Consider the following 2,615-nt stretch of genomic DNA (forward strand, 5'->3'; position numbering starts at 1 on the left):
GACTGGCAAGAGTGGCTGGCCGCCTGGGAGCTCTGGATGACCGGCTGCTGCGCGGCCCGGAAGGCTGGCGGCATCGGCTCGCTCTTATCGAGGCGGCGGATCTTAGCTGGTTCGCAGGGGATAGGGTAAGTTCTGATCGTCTGGCGCTCTGGGTATCGATGCGGCTTTCGGGCGCACAGGATGACCCAAATGCCCTGGCAAGAGTTGGATGGGCTGTTCGGCGTCTGACAGGCGGTCCCGGACCGAAGGTTGACTTGGCCGCCTTCCTGGATCGCCGCGATCCCGAGAACATCGAAGACAGCGCTGAGCGTTTCGAGGATCGTGCAGGCGGATGGCTAGAAGTAATGACAGCCGCAGCCGATCTCCACCCAATCACTCGGTCTTGCATGAGCTTTCATCTCTGGAGCCTGGCGGGCCTCGGACAACACGGCGACCAGATCGAAGCCGCTGTCACCGCGTCCAGGATCGCGGCCAGCGACGGAAGCGGCGCCATCTTCGCACCGGTAGCTATGGGTGGTGCAAGGGGGCTGCGAGGCTCGGGCTTGCCACCCGAACGCTTGGCACGCTGGTTGGATGGGATGAACAGCGCGATTTTAACGGCGATGCGAACGCTTGACGATATCGAAGCGTGGGCCGGGCGAGCAGAAAACGTCATGGCGCAATTGTCGGGACGCACGCCGGTCGCCTTGAGAAAGGTTTTCGCGGAATGGCCCTTGGTCACCGCCCCAATGGCTGAAGCAGTGACCAGTGCCAGTCGCGCCGCCGTTCAGCGCAATCTGGCGTGGATGGAGGCAAGCGGTTTGATCCGCGAAGTGACCGGGCAAGGGCGATATCGAATGTGGAAAGCCATATGACCTGCCCCCGAGGCACCTTCATTCATAACGAGAGTCAGCGGGTCTGACCGATCGTCCAGTGATGGATGGTGTCGATCTTATCAGAGTTTCAGTGATCTACATGTGGTCGTGTGCAGCGTACGTTCATGTTTCCAGCGCGTCGTTTCGCGCTGCGATAGGCGTCTCAAAGCAGGCCGATTGACCACCAGCTCTTGCCCACTCCCCCCTTGTTCCAACAATCCAAGTGCATATGGTATACCGCTTGAGAAGTTTCTCAAGCGCCTCGTTGGCTTGAATTTGGGGAAAAATTGACTCGACTTCATAAATGTATATGGTATACCACCCCAAATTGGGCGAACGAAAGTCGTCTTGAAACACTTTGAATTGGGAGGAGGTCGCGCACATATGGGCGAGGCAATTAAATCTATTACAGCACGTGATATCAGGTTCCCGACATCACGTTCACTCGATGGCTCAGACGCAATGAATGAAGCGCCTGACTACTCGGCAGCGTACGTAACTATCGAAACAACGGGTGGCGACCAGGGTCATGGAATGACCTTTACGATTGGTCGCGGGAATGAACTTTGCGTTGCTGCAGTGAATTCAATTGCACCGCTATTGGTTGGTAAAAGTCTCGACGAGATTTTCGGCAATCTTGGCAAAACATGGAAAACCGTGACGGGCGAAAGTCAGCTACGTTGGGTTGGACCAGAGAAGGGCGTGATCCACCTTGCCGGTGCTGGCATCATGAACGCGATCTGGGACCTTTATTCGAAGTCCTTAAAGAAACCAGTCTGGCGTGTGCTCAGCGACATGACTCCCAATGAAATCGTGGATCTCGTCGATTGGACGTATCTGTTGGATGCCCTTGATCCAGCAGAAGCGCGGGAACGTCTGGAAGACAAGGTCCCAGGTCGTGCTGCTCGCATCGCGGAGATGGAAGCCAAAGGATACCCGGCTTACACAACATCTGCGGGCTGGCTCGGTTATTCCGATGAAAAAATGCGCCAACTTTGTTCAGATGCACTGGCTCAAGGCTGGTCGCACTTCAAAATGAAATGTGGTGGCAATCATGCCGATGATATGCGCCGTGCGTCTATCCTGCGCGAAATGATCGGTGATGACCGCAAGCTCATGATGGACGCCAACCAGGTTTGGGGTGTTGAAGAGACCATCAAGAAGATGGGTGACTTGGCGAAGTTTGATCCTTGGTGGATCGAAGAGCCAACCAGTCCTGATGATATTCTTGGGCATGCGCGAATTGCGAAAGAGATCGCACCGATCAAAGTCGCAACAGGCGAGCACTGCCACAACGCCGTGATGTTCAAGCAATTCCTTCAGGCTGATGCAATTTCATTCCTGCAATTGGACAGCTGTCGCTTGGCTGGGCCAAATGAAATCGTTGGCATTCAGCTGCTGGCCGAGAAGTTCGGTGTGCCAGTTTGTCCGCACGCAGGCGGCGTTGGTCTTTGTGAATATGTCCAACATCTTTCGATTTTTGACTACGTTGCGGTGTCTGCATCGCTCGAAGATCGTGTTCTAGAGTATGTCGATCACCTTCACGAGCATTTCCTCGATCCATGCGTGATGAAGGATGGTCACTACATGCCACCAACAGCACCAGGCTATTCCATCACGATGTTTGAGGAAAGCCTCGCACGCCATGAGTACCCGAATGGCTCAGAGTGGGCAGGACAGTAATGGCCGCAGTCAATAAAAACGACTTTGGGCTGGGGAGAGAAGGTCTCTATGTTGGGCGTATCTGGCGTCCCGGCATAG

General features: G+C 55.1%; 2 protein-coding genes. Both read left to right on the top strand.

Annotated features, from left to right (window positions below; genetic code table 11):
* Positions 1 to 854: hypothetical protein (locus AC2FNB_RS20985; protein WP_496748669.1), on the top strand; the 854-nt coding region annotated here is incomplete at its 5' end.
* 384 nt (positions 855 to 1,238) lie between these two features.
* Positions 1,239 to 2,537 carry an enolase C-terminal domain-like protein gene (locus AC2FNB_RS20990; protein ID WP_496748670.1) on the top strand — a complete coding sequence of 433 codons (1,299 nt, stop codon included), beginning with the start codon at positions 1,239 to 1,241 and terminating at the stop codon, positions 2,535 to 2,537.
* Positions 2,538 to 2,615: the final 78 nt, after the last annotated feature.

The organism is Ruegeria sp. BHSB058 (genome assembly GCF_059613285.1).